This window comes from Arthrobacter sp. RCC_34, assembly GCF_041360795.1.
Classification (GTDB): domain Bacteria; phylum Actinomycetota; class Actinomycetes; order Actinomycetales; family Micrococcaceae; genus Arthrobacter_E.
In genome coordinates this window covers 1274082-1290549 of record NZ_JBFUPW010000001.1, presented here as the reverse complement: position 1 = coordinate 1290549, position 16468 = coordinate 1274082, and the positions used below count along the sequence as shown (strand labels likewise).

15 protein-coding genes are annotated in these 16468 nt (G+C 68.2%); 5 read left to right on the top strand and 10 right to left on the bottom strand.

The features are described 5' to 3' along the window. Nucleotides 1-43: 43 nt before the first annotated feature. From AB6732_RS06050 to dxs, 3 genes are read right to left on the bottom strand one after another with little or no spacing between them, the layout of a single operon-like run. Nucleotides 44-604 (bottom strand): hypothetical protein, encoded by a 561-nt coding sequence (locus tag AB6732_RS06050; protein ID WP_370959120.1) that lies wholly within the window; start codon nucleotides 602-604, stop codon nucleotides 44-46. Next, complete coding sequence (locus AB6732_RS06045; RefSeq protein ID WP_370959119.1) at nucleotides 597-1217, bottom strand: DUF402 domain-containing protein; 621 nt, start codon at nucleotides 1215-1217, stop codon at nucleotides 597-599. The genes AB6732_RS06050 and AB6732_RS06045 overlap by 8 nt, the downstream gene beginning before the upstream one ends. Continuing rightward, complete coding sequence (gene dxs / locus AB6732_RS06040) at nucleotides 1214-3187, bottom strand: 1-deoxy-D-xylulose-5-phosphate synthase (protein WP_370959118.1); 1974 nt, start codon at nucleotides 3185-3187, stop codon at nucleotides 1214-1216. Before dxs ends, AB6732_RS06045 begins: the two co-directional genes overlap by 4 nt. A gap of 273 nt (nucleotides 3188-3460) precedes the next feature. Between dxs and AB6732_RS06035 the strand changes: the two genes are divergently transcribed. From AB6732_RS06035 to AB6732_RS06025, 3 genes are all read left to right on the top strand, one after another. Beyond that, nucleotides 3461-4501: an NADP-dependent oxidoreductase gene (locus AB6732_RS06035; protein ID WP_370959117.1), complete on the top strand. Its 1041-nt coding sequence runs from the start codon at nucleotides 3461-3463 to the stop codon at nucleotides 4499-4501. Continuing rightward, nucleotides 4498-5382: an alpha/beta fold hydrolase gene (locus AB6732_RS06030; RefSeq protein ID WP_370959116.1), complete on the top strand. Its 885-nt coding sequence runs from the start codon at nucleotides 4498-4500 to the stop codon at nucleotides 5380-5382. Before AB6732_RS06035 ends, AB6732_RS06030 begins: the two co-directional genes overlap by 4 nt. A gap of 87 nt (nucleotides 5383-5469) precedes the next feature. After that, nucleotides 5470-6075: a TetR/AcrR family transcriptional regulator gene (locus tag AB6732_RS06025; protein WP_370959115.1), complete on the top strand. Its 606-nt coding sequence runs from the start codon at nucleotides 5470-5472 to the stop codon at nucleotides 6073-6075. A gap of 110 nt (nucleotides 6076-6185) precedes the next feature. On the opposite strand, the gene acnA is transcribed toward AB6732_RS06025, so the two are convergent. The 4 genes from acnA to AB6732_RS06005 all read right to left on the bottom strand — a co-directional run bounded on the left by acnA (nucleotide 6186) and on the right by AB6732_RS06005 (nucleotide 12969). Continuing rightward, the gene (gene acnA / locus AB6732_RS06020; protein ID WP_370959114.1) at nucleotides 6186-9020 is read right to left on the bottom strand and encodes an aconitate hydratase AcnA; all 2835 of its coding nucleotides are present in this window, start codon (nucleotides 9018-9020) and stop codon (nucleotides 6186-6188) included. A gap of 106 nt (nucleotides 9021-9126) precedes the next feature. Beyond that, nucleotides 9127-9537: a VOC family protein gene (locus AB6732_RS06015; protein ID WP_370959113.1), complete on the bottom strand. Its 411-nt coding sequence runs from the start codon at nucleotides 9535-9537 to the stop codon at nucleotides 9127-9129. 82 nt (nucleotides 9538-9619) lie between these two features. Next, complete coding sequence (locus AB6732_RS06010; RefSeq protein WP_370959112.1) at nucleotides 9620-10960, bottom strand: class I SAM-dependent RNA methyltransferase; 1341 nt, start codon at nucleotides 10958-10960, stop codon at nucleotides 9620-9622. Continuing rightward, entirely contained in the window at nucleotides 10957-12969 is a 2013-nt protein-coding gene (locus tag AB6732_RS06005; protein WP_370959111.1) for an APC family permease, read from the bottom strand. Before AB6732_RS06005 ends, AB6732_RS06010 begins: the two co-directional genes overlap by 4 nt. Before the next feature lie 115 nt (nucleotides 12970-13084). On the opposite strand from AB6732_RS06005, the gene AB6732_RS06000 reads away from it, so the two are divergent. Both AB6732_RS06000 and AB6732_RS05995 read left to right on the top strand, forming a co-directional pair. Next, nucleotides 13085-13759 carry a TrkA family potassium uptake protein gene (locus AB6732_RS06000; protein ID WP_066212282.1) on the top strand — a complete coding sequence of 225 codons (675 nt, stop codon included), beginning with the start codon at nucleotides 13085-13087 and terminating at the stop codon, nucleotides 13757-13759. Continuing rightward, nucleotides 13756-14478, top strand: coding sequence for a TrkA family potassium uptake protein (locus AB6732_RS05995; RefSeq protein WP_066212281.1), 723 nt, complete (start codon nucleotides 13756-13758; stop codon nucleotides 14476-14478). The genes AB6732_RS06000 and AB6732_RS05995 overlap by 4 nt, the downstream gene beginning before the upstream one ends. Nucleotides 14479-14574: 96 nt before the next feature. Here the strand turns inward: AB6732_RS05995 and AB6732_RS05990 are convergent, their stop codons facing one another. From AB6732_RS05990 to AB6732_RS05980, 3 genes are all read right to left on the bottom strand, one after another. After that, a complete protein-coding gene (locus AB6732_RS05990; protein WP_370959110.1) occupies nucleotides 14575-15348 on the bottom strand; it encodes a DUF3159 domain-containing protein in 774 nt (257 codons plus the stop codon). A 69-nt stretch (nucleotides 15349-15417) separates the two neighbouring features. Next, nucleotides 15418-15744: a hypothetical protein gene (locus tag AB6732_RS05985; RefSeq protein WP_370959109.1), complete on the bottom strand. Its 327-nt coding sequence runs from the start codon at nucleotides 15742-15744 to the stop codon at nucleotides 15418-15420. Between the two features lie 5 nt (nucleotides 15745-15749). Continuing rightward, nucleotides 15750-16457, bottom strand: coding sequence for a DUF3710 domain-containing protein (locus AB6732_RS05980; protein ID WP_370959108.1), 708 nt, complete (start codon nucleotides 16455-16457; stop codon nucleotides 15750-15752). Between the last annotated feature and the right edge of the window lie 11 nt (nucleotides 16458-16468).

Sequence of the window (16468 nt, the reverse complement as noted above, 5' to 3'; positions counted from 1 at the left end):
CCTCCGGGCACACCGGAAGGGCCTGAGCAGAAGCACTCTGGAATCAGAGGCTGAACGACGCTCCGGGGCCGGCCGGGTGGCGGCGCTTGAGAGCCTCAGGCTCGGAGTACGGCGCGACGCCGACGGTCAGCTTGGTCGGGTCAAGATCGGCTTCGCGCGCCACCGACACCACGGCCTTGACGGCCTTGGACGGCTCGGGCGAGATCAGGAAGATGTTGAGCTTGCCGTTCTCGATGGTGCTCCGGTCCACCACGCCCAGGCCGCGCCACGCGAAGTGGCCCGTCAGTGCGGCGACGGCGGAACGCTCCAGGTAGCGGTCCCGTTCGGTGCCATCCTTGGTCTTCAGCGCGAACTGAGCGACCACCCAGTGCTGCTCCTCGACCGGGATCTCGGCAAAGCCGTCCTCAGCGCACTGCGCGCCGAACGCCTCCAGCAGCGCCACCGCGGCCTCGTCCGACGCCACGGACTGCACATCGTCCTTGCTCACATGGCCGACGACGCCGTGGTTGACCACGACCACGCCTTCCTCCTGCTCGTACCAGGCCTCGCGGAAGCTGAGGACGCCGTCCTCGTCGCGCCGGTAGGCGCGCAGCAGTTCATTCATCGTTCTCTCCGTCTTCTGGGATCCAGTCATCGTGCCAATCACCCGCGCGGGTGGCCTCCAGGCCTCGTGCCAGCCACGCGTCCGCCACGCCCACGAAGGGCGCCCGACGCGCTTCCACCGCTGCGAGGACGTCCCGGCAGGAGCCTTCCGTCGTCTCCACCAGCCAGGCCGGGTAATGCATGCTGACGCGCCGCTCGGCGAACTCGTCCTCGTCGTCGATGTAGCTCGCTCCGTCGGCGAGCAGGATCACATCGAGGTCCATGTCCACCACGTGGAATTCGGTGACGGCGGGCCTGATGCGCTTGAACTCGTGCCCGACCGCCATGTCCACGTACACCCGGACGTCACCGGGATGCGTCTCGTCGTAGAACGTCGCGACCCATTCCCCCTCGCGGGGCACGAGCAGCACGTTGTGGCTGCTGGTGTAGAACGCCGCGCCGGGCCGGGAGCAGAACTCGCCCTGGGCCTGGTACACCCACCAGCCGTGCTCGTCCTCACCGAGGTACCGGCCCGGCACCACCCAGTGGGCGGTGCCGTCCCATTTGCGGTTGCGGGCGACGACGAGTTCCCCGGGAACGACGTCGAGCGGACCCCGGGCGGATCCGGCCGTCACAGGGCCGGAATGCTTCCCGTGCTGGGCGCCTGCTGACCCGGGAGGGGACGCGCGAAGGGGACCTTCGTGCCGAGAACCTGGGCGACGACGTCGTGCGTCACCTGCTGCGCCGTGAGACCGACGCGCTCGAGGACTTCGCCCCGCGTGCCGTGCGCGAGGAACTCCGCGGGAAGCCCGACCTCGTTCAGCGCGGTGTCGACGCCGGCGGCCCGCATCTCCTGCCGGATCCTGGACCCGACACCGCCTGCGCGGACGCCGTCCTCCAGGCACACGACCAGACGGTGGCGCGCGGCGAGGGCGATGATCGAACGGGGCACGGGAAGGACCCAGCGGGGATCGACCACCGTGGAGGTGATGCCGTGGGCGGCGAGGCGCTCCCCCACTTCGAGCGTCAGCTCGCTCAGGGCGCCCACCGAGATGAGAAGCACGTCGTTCTCCAGCTGGCCGTCGGACGGGCGGGCGAGCACGTCCACACCGTCCTTGAGGCGCTCCACGGCGTTGACCTCGGGACCCACGGCACCCTTGGAGAAGCGCACCACACTTGGCGCGTCGTCGATCGCGACCGCTTCGCGCAGCTCCTCCCGGAGACGGCTCGCATCGCGGGGCGCCGCGAGGTGCAGGCCCGGCACGGTCTGCACCATGGCCATGTCCCACATGCCGTGGTGGCTGGGCCCGTCAGGACCGGTCACGCCGGCGCGGTCGAGCACCAGGGTGACTCCGGCCTTGTGCAGGGCGACGTCCATCAGCAACTGGTCGAAGGCGCGGTTCAGGAAGGTCGCGTACACGGCGACCACGGGGTGCAGCCCACCGAAGGCGAGCCCGGCCGCCATGGTAACGGCGTGCTGCTCGGCGATGCCGACGTCGATCACGCGATCCGGGTGCCGGGCCGCCATCTCGCTGAGACCCACGGGGATCAGCATGGCGCCGGTGATCCCGACGATGTCGTCCCGCTCGTCCGCGATGGCGGCGATCTCCTCGCCGAAAACGCTCGTCCAGGACCGGGCCCCGCCATTGGAGGTCGGCAGACCGGTCTCCGGGTCGATGACGCCGACCGCATGGAACTGATCCGCCTCATCGGCACGGGCGGGCGCATAGCCCCGGCCCTTTTCGGTGATCGTGTGCACCAGCACGGGGCCGCCGAAGTTGCGGGCCAGGCGCAGGGCCTCCTCGACGGCGGCCTCGTCATGGCCGTCCACGGGGCCGATGTACTTCAGGCCCAGGTCCTCGAACATGCCCTGGGGCGCCCACCAGTCCTTCACGCCCTTCTTGGCGGCGTGCAGGCTCTTGTAGGTGAACTGGCCGACCGGGCCGCCCTCCTGCAGGCGCGTCTTCCACCAGGTCATGGCGCCCTCGTAGCCGGGCTTGGCGCGCAAGGCGTCGATCGTGGGACGCAGCGAGGCGAGGTAGTCGGCGAAGCCGCCGACGGTCGGAGCGTAGGAGCGGCCGTTGTCATTGACGACGATGACCACCTTGCGGTCCTTGTCGGCCGCGATGTTGTTCAGGGCCTCCCAGGCCATGCCGCCGGTCAGGGCGCCATCGCCGATCACCGCGACCGTGTAGCGGTCGCTCTCGCCGCGCAGCTTGCGGGCGCGGGAGATGCCGTCCGCCCAGGACAGGGAGGAGGATGCGTGGGACGACTCGACGATGTCGTGCTCGGATTCGCCGCGGTCCGGGTAACCCGAGAGACCGCCCTGCTGCCGGAGCGTGGCGAAATCCTGCCGCCCGGTCAGGAGCTTGTGCACGTACGACTGGTGCCCGGTGTCGAAGACGATGGAGTCGACGGGCGAATCGAAGACCCGGTGCAGCGCGATGGTCAGTTCCACCACTCCCAGATTGGGACCGAGGTGTCCACCCGTCTGCGAGACGTTGCTGATCAGGAACTCACGGATCTCCGCCGCGAGGGGTTCCAGCTGGTCCTGGTTCAGCCGCTGCAGATCATGCGGTTCCCGGATACCTTCCAAGATGCCCAAGGGCCCTCCTTCTCCCGCCGGTTGTGCTCTCCCACTTTACCGCCTCCCCGGACAGGGAGACGTCGTGACTTCGCCGGAAACGGAAGACTCCGACCCCGCAAGCGAGTGGAGACGTCGGCGGTGCCGAACGCGGCAATCACCCCGGGGACCCGCGCTGGCACCCTCCTCTGCTCGCTCCGGCAGGTCGGATCGGACAGCAGAACAGCCTTGACACTTAGTTGAGTTGAGTCATAATTGAGTGTACTCAGTTATTAGTTTCCGGAAGGATCAGCCATGCGAGCGTTCACCGTCACCAGATACCAGGAGCCACTGCGCGAAGCCGACGTCGCCGAGCCGTCCCTTGGCGACCACGATCTGCTCGTGGGGGTGCACGCAGCCGGCCTCAACCAGCTGGACGAGAAGATCCGGCTCGGCGAGTTCAAACAGATCCTCCCGTACAAGCTCCCGCTGGTCCTCGGCCACGACCTCGCCGGGACAGTCCTCCGGGTCGGCGCCGAGGTGCGCGGCTTCAAGCCCGGCGACCAGGTCTATGCCCGCCCACGCGACGGCCGCATCGGCACCTTCGCCGAGCGCATCGCCGTCGCCGAGGACGACGTGGCGTTGAAGCCCACAACACTGAGCATGGTGGAGGCCGGCTCGCTGCCACTCGTGGCGCTGACCGCCTGGCAGGCCCTGGTGGAGCGGGGCGATGTGAAGCCGGGGCATAAGGTTCTCATCCATGCCGGCGCCGGAGGGGTCGGCTCGATCGCCATTCAGCTTGCCAAGCATCTCGGCGCGACCGTCGCCACCACGGCGAGCGGCGCCAACGCCGACTTCGTCCGCGGCCTCGGGGCGGACGTCGTGATCGACTACCGCGCCCAGGACTTCGAACAGCTCCTGAGCGGATACGACCTGGTGCTGGACAGCCTGGGCGGGGAGAACCTTCAGAAGTCGCTGCGCATCCTCCGGCCCGGCGGGAAGGCGATCGGGATCTCCGGCCCGCCCGACCCGGCGTTCGCCCGCGAAGCCGGCCTCAACCCGGTGCTGCGCCTTGCGATCGCCGGGCTCAGCGCCGGGATCCGCAGACAGGCGAAGAAGCTCGGCGTCAGCTACGAGTTCCTCTTCATGCGCGCCAGTGGGGAGCAGCTGCGCCGGATCAGCGCATTGGTCGACGACGGCGTGCTGCGCCCGGTCGTCGGGGAGGTCTTCGGTTTCGAGCGGACCCCGCAGGCGCTGGGATCCCTCGCCAAGGGCGGCCTCCGCGGCAAAGCGGTCGTCACGCTGGCCGACCGGGCCATGCCCACTACGGAGCCCTCAGGAAAGACGGCATCATGAGCGACATCAGCACGCCTGCGGACTCCAGCGCACCGAGCGACCCCCTGGTGACCTCCTACGCGATGGCACCGACCCGGACGATCACCGCCGGCGGCGTCACGTACGCCTACCGGGAGCTCGGACCGAAGGGAGGCATCCCGGTCGTGTTCTTCGTGCACCTCGCGGGAACCCTGGACAACTGGGATCCCCGGATCATCGATCCGATCGCGGCGAACCGCCACGTCATCACGTTCGATCAGCCCGGCGTCGGCGCCTCCACCGGAAAAGTGCCCGGCAGCATCGAGGCGATGGCGGACGACGCCTACACCTTCATCCGGGCACTTGGTTTCACGACGATCGACGTCTTCTCCTTTTCGATGGGCGGTATGATCGCCCAGGATCTGGCCCTCAAGCATCCGGGCCTCATCCGCAGGCTGGTGCTGGCGGGCACCGGGCCGCGCGGAGGCAAGGACATGGACAAGGTCGTCGGCACCACGTACCGGGATATCCTCCGCGCCGCCCTGGCCCGATCAGATCCTAAGGAGTTCCTGTTCTTCAACCGCGATGCCGCAGGAAAGCAGGCCGCGAAGGCGTTCGTGAAGCGCCTGCAGGAGCGCACGGCCGACCGGGACAAGCCGGCCAGCACCCGGGCGCTCCGGGTGCAGCTCAAGGCCATCCAGCGGTTCGGCCGCTCCGCGCCGTCGGACCTGTCGAAGCTCACCCAGCCCACCTTGATCGCGAACGGTGACAACGACCGCATGGTGCCGTCCGCTCTCTCCTGGGACCTTCACCACCGCATCAAGGGATCCGAGCTGATCATCCACTCCGGTTCCGGCCACGGCGGCATCTTCCAGTTCCACGCCGAGTTCGTTCCCGCCGCCGTCGAATTCCTGGGCGATTGACCCTCCCTCGCACCGCACCGTACCGCGCTGTCTCCGGGGATATAGTCAACTCCGAGTACGGTCAGTTTTTTCTTGGGAGGAGCCACCATGTCTGTCGCGCCCCAGCCGCTCGGACGACGCGAGCGGAATAAGCAGCAGAAGCTCGATCGCATCACCGCCGCGGCCGACGAACTGTTCACCGAACACGGCGTCGATGAGGTCACGACGCAGCAGATCGCCGACAAAGCCGACATCGGCACCGGCACCCTGTTCCTCTATGCCAGGACGAAGGGAGAGCTCCTCCTGCTCGTCCAGAACGCCCACTATGCCGAAGCGCTCGAACGAGGCCGGGCGGATGCAGAAGCCGCCCCGGAGACCCTCGACGCGGTGATGCGCATCGTGCGGCCCATCGTGGAATGCAACCGCGTCCAGGTCGACAACGGGCGCACCTACTTGCGGGAGATGGTCTTCGGAGACCCGGCCGAGCCGCACCACGCCGCGGCCCTGTCGATCGTCGCGCAGACCGAGGAGGCCATCGCCGGCGTCCTGGCCCGGGAGGAGCCTGCCGGACTCTCGGAGGCCGCGACCAGGGCCCACATCATCTCGGCGATCATGTTCCTCGGCATGGCGGCAAGCGAGAACGCCGCCCTGAGCACGGAGGCGATCGTGCAGGACATCAGGACTCAGATCAGCGTTCTGCTGCCCACCACGTGACCCGGTGACGCGAATGCCCCGTCAGGCCGAAGCCTGACGGGGCATTTGCGGTGGATCCTGGAGTGACGGTGAGTCAGCTACCAGGGCCTCCTGCCTCCGAGCCGATCAGCTCAGGAACCGCTGATCTGGCGCAGCACGTACTGGAGGATGCCACCGTTGCGGTAGTAGTCAGCCTCACCGGGGGTGTCGATGCGGACGACGGCGTCGAAGGACTTGCTCGTGCCGTCCTCCTTGGTGGCCGTGACCTTGAGGGTCTTCGGCGTCACGCCTTCGTTCAGCTGGGTCACACCCGAGATCGAGAACGTCTCGGTGCCTTCCAGGCCCAGAGTCGCAGCGTTCTCGCCCTCCGGGAACTGGAGCGGCAGGACGCCCATGCCGATCAGGTTCGAGCGGTGGATGCGCTCGAAGCTCTCGGTGATGACGGCCTTGACGCCCAGCAGCGCGGTGCCCTTGGCAGCCCAGTCACGGCTGGAGCCGGAACCGTATTCCTTGCCGCCCAGGACGACCAGCGGGGTGCCCGCTTCACGGTAGTTCTGCGCCGCGTCGTAGACGTAGGCCTGCGGGCCGTCGGGCTGGGTGAAGTCGCGGGTGAAGCCACCCTCGACGCCGGCGCCGTCGTTGAAGTCGGCGAGCAGCTGGTTCTTGATGCGGATGTTCGCGAACGTGCCGCGGATCATCACCTCGTGGTTGCCACGACGGGAACCGTAGGAGTTGAAGTCCTTGCGCTCCACGCCGTTCTCCAGCAGGTAGCGACCCGCCGGGGTGTCCGACTTGAAGGAACCGGCCGGGGAGATGTGGTCCGTGGTGACGGAATCGCCCAGCTTGAGCAGCACGCGGGCGCCCTCGATGTCCGTGACGGGCTCCGGCTGCGCCTTCATGCCCTCGAAGTACGGGGGCTTCCGGACGTAGGTGGAGTCCTCGGCCCAGGCGAAGGTGTCGCCGGCGGGGGTGTCGAGCGCCTTCCAGCGGTCGTCGCCCTCGAAGACGCCTTCGTAGCCCTTGGCGAACATGCCCTCGTCGATGGAGGAGTCGATGACCTGCTGGACCTCGACCGGGTTCGGCCAGATGTCCTTGAGGAACACATCGTTACCCTGCTCATCCTGGCCCAGGGGATCGACGTCGAAGTCGAAGTCCATGGTGCCCGCCAGAGCGTACGCGATGACCAGCGGCGGGGAGGCCAGGTAGTTCATCTTGACGTCCGGGTTGATGCGGCCCTCGAAGTTGCGGTTGCCCGAGAGCACGGCCGTGACGGAGAGGTCGTTGGCCTGGATGGCCTCGGAGATCTCCGGCTCCAGCGGACCGGAGTTGCCGATGCAGGTGGCGCAGCCGTAACCGACGATGTAGAAGCCGAGCTTCTCCAGGTACGGGGTCAGGCCGGACTTCTCGTAGTAGTCCGTGACGACCTTCGAGCCCGGGGCGACGGAGGTCTTGACCCACGGCTTGGCCGTGAGGCCCTTCTCCACGGCGTTGCGGGCCAGCAGAGCGGCGGCCAGCATCACGGACGGGTTCGAGGTGTTGGTGCAGGAGGTGATCGAAGCGATCGACACGGCGCCATGGTCCAGCTCGAAGCTGCGGCCGTCGGCGGTCGTCACGGTGACCGGCTTGGACGGACGTCCGTTGGCCCCGTTGGCGGCGGAGGCCACCACGGTGACCTCATTGTCCTCGGTCATGTGGGAGTCCGGCGAGAAGGACGGGGAGTCGGAAGCCGGGAAGGACTCGTCCAGCGCCTCGTCCACGCTGCCGTCGGCAAGCGTGACGTAGTTGTGGATGTCCTTGCGGAACTGCTCCTTGGCGTCCGTGAGCTCGATGCGGTCCTGAGGACGCTTCGGGCCCGAGATGGACGGAACCACGGTGGACAGGTCCAGCTCGAGGTACTCGGAGAAGCGCAGCTCGCGGGACGGATCGTGCCAGAGGCCCTGTTCCTTGGTGTAGGCCTCCACCAGGGCGACGTTCTCCTCGCTGCGGCCGGTGAGGCGCAGGTAGTCGAGGGTGACGTCGTCGATCGGGAACATGGCGGCCGTGGAGCCGAACTCCGGGCTCATGTTGCCGATGGTGGCGCGGTTGGCGAGCGGCACGGCCGCGACGCCTTCACCGTAGAACTCGACGAACTTGCCGACGACGCCGTGCTTGCGCAGCATCTCGGTGATGGTCAGCACCACGTCGGTGGCGGTGGCGCCGGCCGGGATGGAGCCGGAGAGCTTGAAGCCCACGACGCGCGGGATGAGCATGGAGACAGGCTGGCCGAGCATCGCCGCTTCGGCCTCGATGCCGCCGACGCCCCAGCCCAGGATGCCCAGGCCGTTGACCATGGTGGTGTGGGAGTCGGTGCCCACGCAGGTGTCCGGGTAAGCGCGCAGCTTGCCGTCCACCTCACGAGTCATGATGGTGCGCGCCAGGTACTCGATGTTGACCTGGTGCACGATGCCGGTTCCCGGCGGGACGACCTTGAAGTCGTCGAAGGCCGTCTGGCCCCAGCGGAGGAACTGGTAACGCTCCCCATTGCGCTGGTATTCGATCTCCATGTTCCGCTCGAGCGCCCCGGCATTGCCGAAGGCGTCGATCTGCACGGAGTGGTCGATGACCATCTCGGCGGGCGCCAACGGGTTGACGCGCTTCGGGTCACCGCCCAGATCCTTCACGGCCTCGCGCATGGTGGCCAGGTCGACCACACACGGCACGCCGGTGAAGTCCTGCATGATCACGCGGGCGGGGGTGAACTGGATTTCCGTGTCGGGCTCGGCTGCCGGATCCCAGGCGGCCAGGGCGCGGACATGGTCGGCGGTGATGTTGGCACCGTCCTCGGTCCGGAGCAGATTCTCCAGAAGGACTTTCAAGCTGTAGGGAAGGCTTTCCGCGCCTTCCACAGAGTTCAGCCGGAAGATTTCGTAATCGGTGCCTTTGACGTTCAGTACGCCCTTGGAACCGAAGCTGTCCACAGTGCTCATATAGCAGGACTCCTCTCGCAACACTTTCATCTTTGTCGCGTCACAGAACGCATGCTAGTTAGGTCTGCCTAACCGTTCATGACTGGCGCGCCACCGGCCGGATTCCTCACTGACCGGCGATGTTGACCATCCACGTGACGCCGAACCGGTCCACGACCATGCCGAAGGTGTCGCCCCAGATCTGCCGTTCGAGCGGCATCACCACCTGTCCGCCCTCGGAGAGTGCGTCCCAATAGCCCTGCAGTTCCGCTGCGTCATCACCCGAGAGGCTCACCGAGAAACCGGCGTGGCCCGTGAACTGCATCTGGTTCGGCGTGTCCGCCGCCATCAGCGTGAAGCCCGCGGGGGTCTTGAGCAGCGCGTGCATGATCTTGTCGGCCTCGGCCGGGTCCTCGGACGCGTGGAATTCACCGAAGGTGTTGAGCGTCAGTTCACCGCCGAGCGCACCTTGATAGAACTCCATGGCCTGCCGGGCGCTGTCCTGGAAGTTCAGATACGGGTTGAGGTTCGATGCCATGACGGGCTCCTTTCGCGGCGCCGCCATGGCGCCCCACGGTCAAGCTACACCCGGTGTCAGCACCCCGCAATGGTCCCGGACGTCAGGCTTTCGGCAAGAGCAGACCGACGGTCTCGAGGTGGTGCGTGTGGGGGTACAGGTCGAAGGCCCGCAGGCCGGCGAGCTCCCAGCCCTGGCCCTCGAAGAACTTCACATCGCGGGCGAACGACGCCGGGTCGCAGGACACGTAGGCGATGGCACGAGGGCCCGACTCCGCCAGTTGCTGGACCACGGTCCGGCCGGCGCCGGCGCGCGGCGGGTCGAGCACGACGGCGTCGAGCCGCCGGGGCCGCTGCCGCAGCACGCGCTCGACCTTGCCCTGAACGATCTCGACGTGCCGCTGACCGTGGAAGTTCTTCCGCGCGTCGCGGCTGGTCCCGGGGGCGCCCTCCACCGACAGCACGGCGCCGCTCTCGCCGACGGCGGCGGCCAAGGGGGCGGTGAAGAGGCCCGCGCCGGCGTAGAGGTCGGCGACGGAGGCGCCTTCGCGCAGGAAGCCGCCCTCACCCAGGAAGCCGGTGACGGCGTCCATGAGCGTCTGCGGCGCACGGCGGTGGATCTGCCAGAAACCTTCGCCGGTCACGCGGTACTCGAAGCCGTTCACGCTCTCCCGAACCCAGGAGCGGCCCCGCCAGCGCAGCAGCTGCTTGCTGGCCGGGTCCATCACGGCCACCGAAACACCGTCCGGGATCTGCGCGACGGCGCGATTGAGCGCTCTGCCCTGCTCCTTCTCCCCCAGCGCTTCCTCGGGCCAGAGGATCACCAGTGGCTGCGAGCCGTTCGCCGGTGCCGCCACCTCGACGCGGGTGACGCCCTTCCAGAGGTGGTCCCACAAGCCGAGGTCGACGATCGCCTCGGACGCGAGCGGCATGGAGTCGACGGGCAGCACCTCCTCCGAGCGGTGAGCGTGCATGCCGAGGCGGCCGTCCGCCGTCACGGCGAACGCCATCCTGGTGCGCCAGTGCAGGCCCTGGCCGGCGTCGTCCTCCACGGCCTCCACCACGGTGCTCCGGTCCAGACCCGCCAGACGCTGGAGCTGCTCCGCCAGCACCGCCTCCTTGAGGCGCCGCTGCGCAGGCAAGGTGGCGTGGCCGAACTCCGCCCCGCCCAGCGGCTGCGCGGAGGTCCGCGCGGCGTCAAGGGCGGACGCCTGACGCCACGGATGCTCCTGACGGTCCGGCGAGGGCTCCAGGACCTCGACGACGTCCCCGCGCCAGAAACGGGCCTCCGGGGCGGACTCGGTCAGGCGGACCCGCACCTGCTCCCCGGGCAGACCGTGGCGGACGAACACCACGCGCGAGTCGTGGCGGGCCACCGTGTGGCCACCGTGGGCAACGGGCCCCAGGGTGAGAGTGACGGTCTGCTCTGCGGAGTGTGGATTCACCTGAGTTCCTGCAATTGCTGGGCTTCCTTGGACGATTTGAGCTGCCACGGCACACTGGCCACCATGACTCCGGGTTCGAAGTGCAGACGGGTCTTGATGCGCAGAGCGGTCTGGTTGTGCACCAGCTGCTCCCACCACTTGCCGACCACGTATTCGGGGATGTAGACCACGATCAGATCGCGCGGAGAGTCCTTCCGCATGTTCTTGATGTAGTCGAGGATCGGCGTGACCGTTTCGCGGTAGGGGCTGGCCAGGACCGTCAGCGGGACCGGGATGTCGAGCTTCTCCCAGTCCTCGACCGTGCGGGCCGTCTCCTCGGGGCTGATGTCCACGATCACGGCGTCGAGCTTCCACGGACGGGAGGCGCGCGCGTACGCGAGGGCGCGCAGCACCGGCTTCCGGACGTGCGAGACCAGCAGGACCGCGTGCACCCGGGACGGCAGCGCCCGGGGCGCGGAATCCTCGTCGACGGCGAGTTCCTTGGCGACGTTGTCGTAGTGCGCCCGGATGCTCCACATGATGAGGAACAGCACGAGCATGGCGAGCAGGGCGATCCAGGCGCCCTGTTCGAACTTGGTGATGAGCACGATGGTCAGCACGAGCGCGGTCATGCCGAAGCCGAGCATGTTGATGGTGCGGGACTTCATGAGCCGGAGCCGGGTGGCCTTGTCCCGGACCTTCTTCAGCTCGCGGCCCCAGTGCCGGACCATGCCGAGCTGGCTTGCCGTGAACGAGATGAACACGCCCACGATGTAGAGCTGGATCAGCTTCGTGACGTCGGCGTTGAACGCCAGGATGAGGACCAGCGCGCCTGCGGCGAGGGCCAGCACGCCGTTGCTGTAGGCGAGGCGGTCGCCACGGGTCTTGAGCTGGCGCGGCAGGTAGCCGTCCTGCGCGAGGATCGAGCCGAGCACCGGGAAGCCGTTGAACGCCGTGTTGGACGCGAACACCAGGATGACGCCGGTGGCTGCCACGATGACGTAGAACGGGATGGAACCCGCGCCGAACACGGTCTGCGCGATCTGGCTGATCGCCGGGTTCTGGATGTATCCCTCGGGAAGCGGCTTGCCGTCCTTCAGGAACTCCGTGGCGGGGTCCAGCACGATGTGGACCTTGGTGGCGTTGGCGAGGAAGAGGATGCCGGCGAGCATGGTCGTTGCGATGACACCGAGCAGGAGCAGCGTGGTGGCCGCGTTCTTGCTCTTGGGCTTCTGGAAGTTGGGGACGCCGTTGCTGATCGCCTCCACACCGGTCAGGGCGGCGGCGCCCGAGGAGAAGGCCCGGAGCAGCAGGAACGCCCCCGCCAGGCCGACCAGGCCTTGGTCGAAGTGGCTCTCGGGGACGATCTCGAACGCTGCGGACTCGGCCAGTCCCAGCGTGCCCGTGGCGGCCTGGATGGCGCCCACGAGCGACATGCCGATGATGGCCGCCATGAAGATGTAGGTGGGCAGGGCGAAGACCGAGCCGGCCTCCTTGATGCCGCGCAGATTGATCAGCGCCAGCACCACGACGCCGAGCGTCGCGATCAATGCCTGGCTCCCGTGCAGGGACGGCACGGCCGTGGCCAGGTAATTGGCGGCCGAGGACATTGACACGGCCACCGTGAGGACGTAATCCACCAGGAGCGCCGACGCGACGGTCAGACCTGCGAACTTGCCGAGGTTCACGTTCGCGATCTCGTAGTCGCCACCGCCCGAGGGGTAGGCGTGCACGTTCTGGCGGTAGGACGCCACCACGGTCAGCAGGACGACGGCGACCGCCAGCCCGACCCACGGGGACAGCGCGACGGCGGAGACCCCGGCCAGGGCGAGGGTCAGGAGGATCTCATCGGGGGCGTACGCCACGGAGGACAAGGCGTCCGAGGCGAAAACCGGCAATGCGATGCGCTTGGGCAGCAGGGTGTGGGCCAGTCGGTCGTTACGGAACGGCCGGCCGACGATCACCCGCTTGACCGCATTCAGAAGTGACAGCACCTGACTACGGTAGTCTGCGCGGTGCCCCTGTGTCATGACGGGCGGAAATCTCCCGGCCTTCTCGGCACGGATGACGCCCCGCCCCGGATACAGTGGTGTTCTGATCCGTACGGATGCGCACCCGCCATCCGCAGAATTGAAGGAATGGTTCGTGGCGCATTTCGTCATCATGGGCTGTGGCCGTGTGGGCGCGACCCTGGCCCACACGCTGGAGGACTCCGGCCACAGCGTGGCCATCATCGACCAGGACGAGCGGGCCTTCCGCCGCCTGCGCAACGGCTTCCAGGGCCGCAAGGTGACCGGCGTCGGCTTCGACCGCGACACCCTGCGCCACGCCGGGGTCGAGGAGGCCTATGCCTTCGCCGCCGTCTCCAGCGGTGACAACTCCAACATCCTGGCCACCCGCGTGGCCCGCGAGACCTTCCACGTCCCCCACGTGGTGGCGCGGATCTACGACCCCGGACGCGCCGAGATCTACCAGCGGCTCGGCATCCCCACGGTGGCCGCCGTGAAGTGGAGCGCCGATCAGGTGCTGCGCAGGATCCTGCCGGAGCAGTCCATCACCGGTGACTTCCGCGAACCGTCCGGACGCCTGGTCCTGACCGAGCTCGCCGTGGACCACGGCTGGGAGGGCCGTCCTCTGACCGAGCTCGAAGAGGCCGCGGACATCCGCGTGGCGTACCTGACCCGCTTCGGTGAAGGCGCCATGGTGCACGCCGACTCGCGCTTCCAGGAAGGCGACAGCCTGCACGCCATCGTCCCCGTCAAGCGGCTCGACGCCGTGACCCGGATCCTCTCCAAGGCACCCGTGAAGGAAGCAGAGTGAAAGTCGTGATCGTCGGCGCGGGAAGCGTCGGAAGCTCCATCGCCCGGGAACTCCTGGGCCACCAGCATGACGTCCTGCTGATCGACCTCAAGCCCGAAGTGATCGGCCGCAGTGGGCTGCGCGGCGCACACTGGCTGGTGGGGGACGCCTGCGAGCTCAGTGTGCTGAAGGAAGCTCGCCTGGACGACGCCGACGTGGTGGTCTCCGCCTCGGGCGATGACAAGGTGAACCTCGTGGTGTCCCTGCTGGCCAAGACCGAATTCGGCGTGGGCCGGACCGTGGGCCGTGTGAACAACCCGAAGAACGGGTGGATGTTCGACGACTCGTGGGGCGTGGATGTCGCGGTCAACACCCCACAGCTCATGACGGCCCTCGTGGAGGAGGCCGTGGAGATCGGCGACGTCGTCCGGCTCCTGACACTCCAGACGGGAGTCTCCTCCTTGGTCGAGTTCACCGTGCCGCACGACGCCTCATTCATCGGCTCCACGGTCGGCGATATCGACTGGCCGCAGGATGCGACGCTCGTGGCCATCCTCCGGGATCAGGCTCCCATCACGCCGAGCCGCGACGACGTCATCGAGGGCGGCGACGAGCTCTTCTTCGTCACGACCCTGGCGGCCGAGGACGAACTCCGCCAGCTCCTCTCGGCCGCCCACACGGGCGAATCCGCGCCGGAATCCGCAGCGGCTCCCCAGTACGACGACGGCTTCGACGGCTGAGCGGAGCACCCTCTCCGGACACGACGACGGCGGGGCGCGGCGAATGTTCGCCGCGCCCCGCCGTCGTCGTCGGACCGTCCTCGCACAGGCCGGCCGTCAGGCCTCCGGGGCGCGCTCCTCGACCGGAGCCGCGGGCCTGCTGAGCAGCCAGGCGAGCCAGAGGCCCAGCACGTACAGCGGGGTCCCCATGATCAGGCGCGTCGTCCCGAGGGCGGTGAGGCCGGCGTCGCCCATGAAGTAGAGCGGAAGCTGGACCGCCAGGCGCAGGCCGAAGATCGCGATGATCACCCAGGTCGCAAGGGTGTAGCGCTTGAGACGCACCGGGTCCTGGCGCCAGTGCACGCCCTCGTTCCGCAGGAAGCCGAACAGAAGGCCGGCCAGCGGCCACTTCACGATGATGGAGATCACGAGCGCCAGGAGGTAGCCGCCGTTCGTGAAGAAGCCGGGCACGTAGAAGTCGGAGGCCTTGCCCGTGCTCTGCGCGACCCAAGCGGAGATCGCGACACCCACCACACCGGCCAGCGCCATGGTGAGCTTCTGCTTCTGGATCAGACGGAGAGCCGCGAAGACCGCGCTCACAGCCAGGGCCACGCCCAGACCCCAGCCGAGGGATTCCGTGACGGTGTACAGGACCAGGAACACCAGGCCCGGCAGGATGCTCTCGCAGATCCCCTGCCAGCCCCCGGCCGTACGGAGCAGATCGACCCGGCCGTCCTCATGGTGATGGACGCCGGCAGCGGCGGCGACGCTCCTGGCCAGGTCCTGCTTGTCGGGGCCGGTGTTCCCGGGGTCCGGGCTTGCGGCGCCGCCTGCCGGGGTGGCGGGCGCGGCGGCGCCGGGCTCCACGGTGTTCCGGTCATCAGTGGTCATGGGGTGCTGGCCTTTCCAGACGCCGTGCGGATCCCGACCGGTGCGGTCTGGACCGTCGGAGTGCATGCCTCAGTGTTCGCCGGCCGAGATGATCTCGTAGCCGGGGTTGATGATCGTGGCCAGGCCGCTCCGGGACGTGAGCATGCCCCTGACCCGGAGCGTGGAGCCGGGTTCGATGCCGCCGACGGAGCGGCGCCCCAGCCACAGCAGGCGGATGTCCGCCACCGAGCGGTCCCCCGCGGGAACCGGCAGTTCAGGTCCGCTCACTTCCCCCAGACGCGCCGTGAAGCGCGGCTTGCTGCCCTTGGGCTCAAGGGTGACTGAGGAGATCCGGCCCACCCACTCGCCACGGAGCCGGGCGACCGGTCCGTGGCCGGGGATGTTCGGTTCCGCCATGGGAATCAGCCGATCTCGGTGATCTCGGGCCCTCGTTCGGGAGCCTGGAAGGACGGCCTGCCGTCCTCAGCCTGCGGGGCCTCCGCGGAGGCCTTCGGCATGGTCAGCGGCAGCAGCTCGCGCGGCGGCATGGGGCTGTCGCCACGCACCACCACGAGGGCCCGGAAGAGCTCCTCCAGTTCCGTGGCGGCCTCCCGCTGGATGGCCGCGGGACCGCTGAAGACGCCGCGCAGGAACCAGCGCGGGCCGTCGACGCCCACGAAGCGGGCCACCCGGTAACCGGCCGTGCCGTCCGGGGCTTCGGCGGGAACGCTGGCGATCAGCTCGGCGCCGAGAGTGCCTTCCAGCTCGTCGATCTGGCCGCCCTGGCTGCGCACCGACTCCGCGATCTGCTCGCGGATCTCGGGCCAGAGGCCTTCGGAACGGGGCGCGGCGAACGCCTGGACCTGGACGGAGGAATCGCCGATGTCCAGCGACACCGCGATGACCCGCTGGCTGGATTCCTCGACTTCGAGGCGGAGCTCGAGGCCGGGCCGGGGCGAGACCAGGATCGCGCCGAGGTCGAGGTATTCCTCGCGGTCCTCGATCTCGTGGACGTCGAAGGGGCCGCTGGTCGAGCGGCCTTCGGTGTCCTGCTCCTCGATCACGGACTCACTGGGGGTGAGGACTTCGTCGGATTCACGCTGGGATTTGCGGGACCTGCCGAATAGCATGCGGGATTCTC

What these genes read in the sequence shown, in the direction of transcription:
- AB6732_RS06050 (WP_370959120.1), bottom strand. Translation starts at nt 604, where the DNA reads ATGAATGAACTGCTGCGCGCCTACCGGCGCGACGAGGACGGCGTCCTC.
- AB6732_RS06035 (WP_370959117.1), top strand. Translation starts at nt 3,461, where the DNA reads ATGCGAGCGTTCACCGTCACCAGATACCAGGAGCCACTGCGCGAAGCC.
- AB6732_RS06030 (WP_370959116.1), top strand. Translation starts at nt 4,498, where the DNA reads ATGAGCGACATCAGCACGCCTGCGGACTCCAGCGCACCGAGCGACCCC.
- AB6732_RS06025 (WP_370959115.1), top strand. Translation starts at nt 5,470, where the DNA reads ATGTCTGTCGCGCCCCAGCCGCTCGGACGACGCGAGCGGAATAAGCAG.
- acnA (WP_370959114.1), bottom strand. Translation starts at nt 9,020, where the DNA reads ATGAGCACTGTGGACAGCTTCGGTTCCAAGGGCGTACTGAACGTCAAA.
- AB6732_RS06015 (WP_370959113.1), bottom strand. Translation starts at nt 9,537, where the DNA reads ATGGCATCGAACCTCAACCCGTATCTGAACTTCCAGGACAGCGCCCGG.
- AB6732_RS06005 (WP_370959111.1), bottom strand. Translation starts at nt 12,969, where the DNA reads ATGACACAGGGGCACCGCGCAGACTACCGTAGTCAGGTGCTGTCACTT.
- AB6732_RS05990 (WP_370959110.1), bottom strand. Translation starts at nt 15,348, where the DNA reads ATGACCACTGATGACCGGAACACCGTGGAGCCCGGCGCCGCCGCGCCC.
- AB6732_RS05985 (WP_370959109.1), bottom strand. Translation starts at nt 15,744, where the DNA reads ATGGCGGAACCGAACATCCCCGGCCACGGACCGGTCGCCCGGCTCCGT.
- AB6732_RS05980 (WP_370959108.1), bottom strand. Translation starts at nt 16,457, where the DNA reads ATGCTATTCGGCAGGTCCCGCAAATCCCAGCGTGAATCCGACGAAGTC.